Below are 6,532 nucleotides of genomic sequence, written 5' to 3' on the forward strand. Positions count from 1 at the left end.
GCCCAACACCTCCGAGCCATCGGCGTGCGCGCAGCCCGGTTGCACCGGGCACATCGACGCCAGCGGCTACTGCGACGAGTGCGGGATGGCCGCCAAGCCGGCGGCCCCGCCCGCGTCGGCGGCCCCTCCGTCCTCGGGCCGGGCGTCCGGCGGCGGGCTGAACGGCACGCCCAGCGGCCGGACGGGGGCGCCCAGCGGCCGGACGGGCACGCCGCGCGCGTCGGCGAGCGGCCGGCTGTCGAGCCGCACCTCGGGGCGCTCCTCGACGAGCCGCTCAGGCCGCAGCTCCTCCTCCACCGGACGGACGTCCGCGGCCTCCGGCTCGCGGGTGTCGGGCCGGCTCGCCGAGCGGCTCTCGAAGCGCTCGGGCGCGCTGGAGGTGCAGTCCAGCGTCTCGGCGGCGTCCAGCTCGACCCGCACCCGGCTGGGCGCGGGCCTGGTGACGATCGAGCCGATCCCGCGGCCCGACCCGCTCACCACGGTGCTGGACGACCCGCAGGTGCCGGAGCACAAGCGGTACTGCTCCAAGTGCGGCGACAAGGTGGGGCGTTCGCGCGGCGACCGCTCCGGCCGCACCGAGGGCTTCTGCACCTCCTGCGGCACCCAGTACTCCTTCTCCCCCAAGCTGCACCGCGGCGACATCGTCGGCGGCCAGTACGAGGTGGTGGGGTGCATCGCGCACGGCGGCCTGGGCTGGATCTACCTCGCGGTCGACCACCGGGTCAACGACAAGTGGGTGGTCCTCAAGGGCCTGCTCAACACCGGCGACGAGACGGCGCTGCAGGCGGCGGTCAACGAGCGGCGCTTCCTCGCCGAGGTCGACCACCCCAACATCGTCCGGATCATCAACTTCGTCGAGCACCCGGACCTGACCTCCCGCTCCATGGACGGCTACATCGTCATGGACTACGTGGGCGGCAAGTCGCTGAAGGACATCGCCAACGAGCGCCGCGACGAGCAGGGGCGCCGGGTGGCGCTGCCGGTGGAGCAGGCGATCGCCTACGCCCTGGAGATCCTCCCGGCGATGGGCTACCTGCACCAGCGCGGGCTGCTCTACTGCGACTTCAAGATCGACAACGTGATCCAGCAGGACGACCACATCCGGATCATCGACCTGGGCGCGGTCTGCCGCTTCGACCACGACGGCGACATCTTCGGCACCAAGGGCTACCAGGCCCCCGAGGTGCCGCTGGACGGCCCGTCGATCTCCTCCGACCTGTACACGGTGGCCCGCACGCTCGCGGTGCTCACCTTCAACTTCGCCTACACCAGCGAGTACGAGAACTCGCTGCCCACCCCGGACGAGGTGGAGGTGCTGCGCCGGTACGAGTCGTACTACCGGCTGCTGGTGCGCGCCACCAACCCCGACCCGGCGAAGCGCTTCGGCTCGGCCGAGGAGATGGCCGACCAGCTCACCGGCGTGCTGCGGGAGGTGCTGGCGCTCGGCGACGGCAAGCCGCGGCCCGCGCTCTCCTCGCTCTTCGCGCCGGAGTTCACCGCGGTTGACACCGACGTCGTCGACCCCGACGGGGTCGCCGAGCCGCCCGCCGCCCGCCGCGGCGGCGGCCGGCGGGCCCGCGTCGGCGCCCCGGCGCTGACCGCCGGCGCGCCCGCGCCGGGCGGCGGAGCCGTCGCGGTGGCGGGGGCGCCGCCGTCCGGCACCGTGCCGAGCATGCCCGGCGGCGGGGGCCTGGGCTCGCCGCCCGCCGTGATCCGGCTCAACCCGTGGACCTCGGCGTTCGCGCTGCCCGTCCCGCACGTCGACCCCAGCGACCCCAACGCGGGCTTCCTCGCCGCCCTTTCGGCCACCGGCCCCCGCGAGCTGATCACCGCGCTCGCGGCCGCCCCGGACGACTCGGTGGAGAAGCGGCTCCGCGAGCTGCGCGCCCGGATCGAGCTGCGCGAGCTGGAGGCGGCCACCGCGCTGATCCGCTCGCTCGACCGCGACCACGGCGGCGACTGGCGGGTGGTCTGGTACCGCGGGGTGGCCTCGCTGGTCGGCGACGACCTGGAGGGCGCCGCCGACGCCTTCGACGCCGTCTACGACGCGTTCCCCGGCGAGGCGGCCCCCAAGCTGGCCCTGGCGGTCTGCGCCGAGCTGCTCGGCGAGATCCAGGACGCCGCCGAGTGCTACCGGCTGGTGTGGACGACCGACCACTCCTACGTCTCGGCCGCGTTCGGGCTCGCCCGCACCCGGCTGCGGGCCGGCGACCGGCGCGGCGCCGTCGCCGCCCTGGAGTCGGTGCCGGAGACCTCCAGCCACTACACCCAGGCGCGCATCGCCGCGATCCGAGCCCGGCTGCGCAACCGCGCGCCGGTGGAGCCGCTCGCCCCCGACCTGTCCACCGCCGCCGAGCAGTTGGACCGGCTGGACATCGACCCGGGACGGCGGGCCGGGCTCGCCGTGGAGATCCTCGGCGGCGCCTTGTCCTGGACGCTCGGCGCGCCCGGGGCCGGCCCCGCGTCGGCCGCCCAGCAGCCCCTCGCGGGCCCGCTGATCGGCCACCACCCCGACGAGCGGGGCCTGCGGTTCGGCCTGGAGAAGCAGTATCGTCTCCTCGCCCATCTCGCCGACTCCGCCGACGACCGCATCGAGCTGGTGGGCCGGGCCAACCGCGTCCGCCCCCGGACCTGGGTATGAGCATGACGAGCCCCGACGACGCGCCGGAGGGGCGCACTGCCGTGTCGGCGCCCGAGGAGCGAGGGACCGTGATGACGCAGCCCGACGGCCGCTGCCCGCACTGCGGGGCGCAGGTCTTCCCCGACGAGAGGTTCTGCGTCGAGTGCGGGTACGACCAGGCCCAGCCCGACGCCGCCGCGGCGGCACCGGCGGCACCGGCCGCCGCGCCGGCCGCCGCACCCGCGCCGCCGACCGGCGCCGCCCCGCCGATCCCCCCGCCGCCGGCCGAGCCGCCGCCGCACGCCCCCACCCTCGTCCTGGAGACCACCCCGGCCGAGTCCGCGTCGCCGCGGACCTGTGTGCACTGCGGCTCCTCGGAGATCGTCCCGGAGGGCTACTGCGGGGTCTGCGGGCAGGCCCAGCCGCGCCCGCGCGACCACATGGAGAACGAGACCGGCCACGCCGCCGCCGTCTCCAACCGCGGCCACCGCCACCACCGCAACGAGGACTCCTTCGCCCTCGGCGGCACCGAGCTGCCGGACGGCACCCCCGTCACGGTCGCCGTGGTCTGCGACGGCGTCTCCTCCGCGTCCCGCCCCGACGAGGCCTCCGAGGCCGCCTCCCGGGCCGCCGTCGACCACCTGCACGACGCCCTCGCCGAGGGCGAGAACCCCGAACGCGCCATGTACGACGCGGTGCTGCGGGCCGCCGAGGCGGTCCGCGACATCGAACGCCCTCCGGGCAGCCGCAACGCCCCCGCCTGCACCTTCGTCGCGGGCGCGGCCTTCGACGGGGTGGCGGTGCTCGGCTGGGTCGGCGACAGCCGGATCTACTTCGTCCCCGACGACCGCGAACTGCCGGCGCAGCGCCTCACCGAGGACGACTCCTGGGCGGCCGGCATGATCCGCCAGGGGCTGATGACCGAGGCCGAGGCGTTCGCCGACCACCGCGCGCACGCCATCACCGGCTGGCTGGGCGCCGACAACGACTACCTGGAACCGCACACCCGCATCTACCGCGCCGAGCACAACGGCGTGCTCATCGTCTGCACCGACGGGCTGTGGAACTACGCGGACCCGGCCGCCGAACTGGCCGCCGTCGTCCCGCCGCACGCCCGGCTCAACCCGCTCACCGCCGCCCGCCGGCTCGTCAACTTCGCGCTGGACGGCGGCGGGCACGACAACATCACCGTGGCCGTGGTGCCGCTGGCGGCCAGCCCGGACCCGCGCCGGGTGCCCGGCGAGCTGCCGGCCGAGGGCGGCATCGCCGACCTGGCGACGGCGGACGCCTCCGGCCCGGCGACGGCGGACGCGGGCGCCGGTCGCCTCGACCCGGGCGGCATGGACGCCGTGGACGCCACCGCGGATCCGCAGGCGCCCGCGCCCGCCGCCGCCGATCCGGAGTCGTGGCCGCTGCAGGCGCCGGGCGGACCCGTCCCCGGTCCCGTCCCCCGCGCCGAGCCCGTTCCCGACACCGTCCCCGATCCGAACACCCGTCAGGAGCAGCGACCGTGGCACGACTGAGCAAGTCCAACCTCCCCGCGTTCGCGGTCGAGGTGTTCCAGAACGAGTACCTGCCCGAGGGCGGCCGCGAGGTGCACGGCGTGGTGACCGTCACCGCCAGCGGCGGCGGCACCGCCTCCCTGCCGGTGGCGTCCGAGGCCGACTCCGCCGTCGTCATCATGGTCGACTGCTCCGGCTCGATGGACTGGCCGGCCACCAAGATGAGCGCCGCCCGCGAGGCCACCGCCGTCGCCATCGACACCGTCCGGGACGGCGTCGCCTTCGCGGTCGTCGCCGGCACCCACGAGGCCCGCGAGGTCTACCCGGGCGCGGGCCGGATGGCCACCGCCGACAGCAGCACCCGCGCCGCCGCCAAGGCCTCGCTGGGACGCCTCTCGCCCGGCGGCGGCACCGCCATCGGCACCTGGCTGTCGGCCGCCGACCGGCTGCTGACGGGGCATGACGGCAGCACAGCCTCCATCAAGCACGGCATCCTGCTCACCGACGGCAACAACGAGCACGAGAGCGAGACGGCCCTGCAGGCCACCCTCGACCGCGTGCAGGGCCACTTCACCTGCGACTGCCGCGGCGTCGGCACCGACTGGAAGGTCGACGAGCTGCGCCGGATCTCCTCCGCGCTGCTCGGCTCGCTCGGCATGGTCGCCGAACCCGAGGGCCTCGCGGAGGACTTCCGCGACATGATGGAGAACGCCATGGGCAAGGCCGTCGCGGACGTCGCGCTGCGGCTGTGGACGCCGGCGAGCGCGACCGTCAAGTTCGTCAAGCAGGTCTCGCCGACCATCGAGGACCTGACGCAGCGCCGCAACGAGGCCGGCCCGCGGCAGGGCGACTACCCGACGGGGTCGTGGGGCGACGAGTCCCGCGACTACCACGTGTGCGTCCTGGTCAACCCGGCCAACGTGGGCCAGGAGATGCTCGCGGGACGGGTGACGCTGGTGCTGCCGCAGCCCGACGGGGGTGTGCAGAACCTGGCGGAGGGTCACATCCGGGCCGTGTGGACCGGCGACGCGGCCCTCTCCACCCGGATCAACCCCCAGGTCGCCCACTACACCGGCCAGGCCGACCTGGCCGCCAACATCCGCGAGGGACTGGACGCCCGCAAGAACGGCGACCTCGACACCGCAACGGCCAAGCTGGGCAAGGCCGTCGCCCTGGCCCATGAATCGGGCAATGAGGACACGGCGCGACTGCTGGCCAGGGTGGTTGATGTGGAGGACCCCGCAACGGGTACGGTGCGGTTGAAGGGGCAAGTCTCCGACCGCGACGAGATGGAGCTCGACACGGTCTCCACCGTCACGGCCCGCCTGAAGAAGAAGTAAGCGACCACCACCGCCGCCGCCCCAAGGGGGAAGACCACCGATGCCGATCTGTCCCGACGGCCACGACTCTTCGACCGAGGACTGGTGCAGCTTCTGCGGGAAGCAGATGGCCCCTGCCGCCGCCTCGGCGATGACCGGCGGATCCCCGTCGGCCGCGCCGGCGGCGTCGCTTCCCCACTGCACCAACTGCGGGGCGGCGCTGCCCGGCGGTGCCCAGTTCTGCGAGGAGTGCGGCCACAACCAGGCGCTGCCGCCCAGCGGCGGCCCCGTCATGTCCGGCGGCCCGCAGCCGGCGCCGCCCATCACGGGCGGCATGGCGCCGACGTCCCCGGCGCCCGCGCCGACCCCGATGACGCCGTACCCGACGCCCGAGGTGCCGCCCTCGATGCCGAACTCGGGCCCGGTCTCCGGCCCGGTGTCGGGCGCCCCGGTCTCGGGGCCGGTCTCCGGCGGGCCCGTCTCCGGCCCCTCGACCGGTCCCGCGCCCGCCCCGACGGCGTTCCCCACGGAGGGCACCTCGCACTCCGTCTCGTCCCGTCCGGCGGCGGCCAACGGCGACTGGCAGCTCACCCCGCCGACGCCGCCGACCAGCGGCACCTGGATGGCCATCGTGACGGCCGACCGGGACTACTTCCAGCAGATGATGGCCCGCAGCGGGCCGGACGCGCAGGGCCTGTTCTTCCCGCCCTACTGCCCGGAGCGCCGCATCCCGCTGCGCGGGCCGCGGATGCGGATCGGCCGCCGCAGCGCGCGGACCGGGGCGATCCCGGAGATCGACCTCGCCACCAGCCCCGAGGACCCGGGCGTCTCGCACCGCCACGCCCTGCTGGAGGAGCAGCCGGACGGCTCCTGGACGGTCACCGACACGGGCGCCGTCAACGGCACCACCCTGAACGGCTCCCCGGACCCGATCGTCGCCGACCAGCCCATCGTCCTCAAGAACGGCGACCGCATCCACATCGGCGCCTGGACCACCATCACCCTCCGCCAGCTCTGACCGGCCGCCGCCCCACCGCCGCCGGCAGCCGACCCACCCCACACCTCCCCCCGGCGGGGTGCCGGGGCGGAGG

Annotated in this window: 5 protein-coding genes; 4 read left to right on the forward strand and 1 reads right to left on the reverse strand. The window is 75.3% G+C overall.

Going from position 1 to position 6,532, the window contains the following annotated elements; genetic code table 11:
- Positions 1-66: 66 nt before the first annotated feature.
- On the reverse strand, positions 67-477 hold the full coding sequence (locus tag BIV57_RS26800; protein WP_419185722.1) for a hypothetical protein: 411 nt from the start codon (positions 475-477) through the stop codon (positions 67-69).
- Between BIV57_RS26800 and BIV57_RS16410 the strand changes: the two genes are divergently transcribed.
- From BIV57_RS16410 to BIV57_RS16425, 4 genes are all read left to right on the forward strand, one after another.
- Entirely contained in the window at positions 440-2,641 is a 2,202-nt protein-coding gene (locus BIV57_RS16410) for a serine/threonine-protein kinase (RefSeq protein ID WP_419185723.1), read from the forward strand. The two genes, BIV57_RS26800 and BIV57_RS16410, sit on opposite strands and share 38 nt — an antisense overlap.
- 71 nt (positions 2,642-2,712) lie before the next feature.
- Positions 2,713-4,143 (forward strand): PP2C family protein-serine/threonine phosphatase, encoded by a 1,431-nt coding sequence (locus BIV57_RS26645; protein ID WP_071657571.1) that lies wholly within the window; start codon positions 2,713-2,715, stop codon positions 4,141-4,143.
- Complete coding sequence (locus tag BIV57_RS16420) at positions 4,131-5,462, forward strand: vWA domain-containing protein (RefSeq protein WP_071657572.1); 1,332 nt, start codon at positions 4,131-4,133, stop codon at positions 5,460-5,462. The genes BIV57_RS26645 and BIV57_RS16420 overlap by 13 nt, the downstream gene beginning before the upstream one ends.
- A gap of 40 nt (positions 5,463-5,502) precedes the next feature.
- Positions 5,503-6,459 (forward strand): FHA domain-containing protein, encoded by a 957-nt coding sequence (locus tag BIV57_RS16425; protein WP_071657573.1) that lies wholly within the window; start codon positions 5,503-5,505, stop codon positions 6,457-6,459.
- Positions 6,460-6,532: the final 73 nt, after the last annotated feature.

This window comes from Mangrovactinospora gilvigrisea (assembly GCF_001879105.1).
In the GTDB taxonomy this organism is placed as follows: Bacteria; Actinomycetota; Actinomycetes; order Streptomycetales; family Streptomycetaceae; genus Mangrovactinospora; species Mangrovactinospora gilvigrisea.

Coding starts and splice junctions, on each gene's coding strand:
- BIV57_RS26645 (WP_071657571.1), top strand. CDS start 2,713: ATGACGCAGCCCGACGGCCGCTGCCCGCACTGCGGGGCGCAGGTCTTC.
- BIV57_RS16425 (WP_071657573.1), top strand. CDS start 5,503: ATGCCGATCTGTCCCGACGGCCACGACTCTTCGACCGAGGACTGGTGC.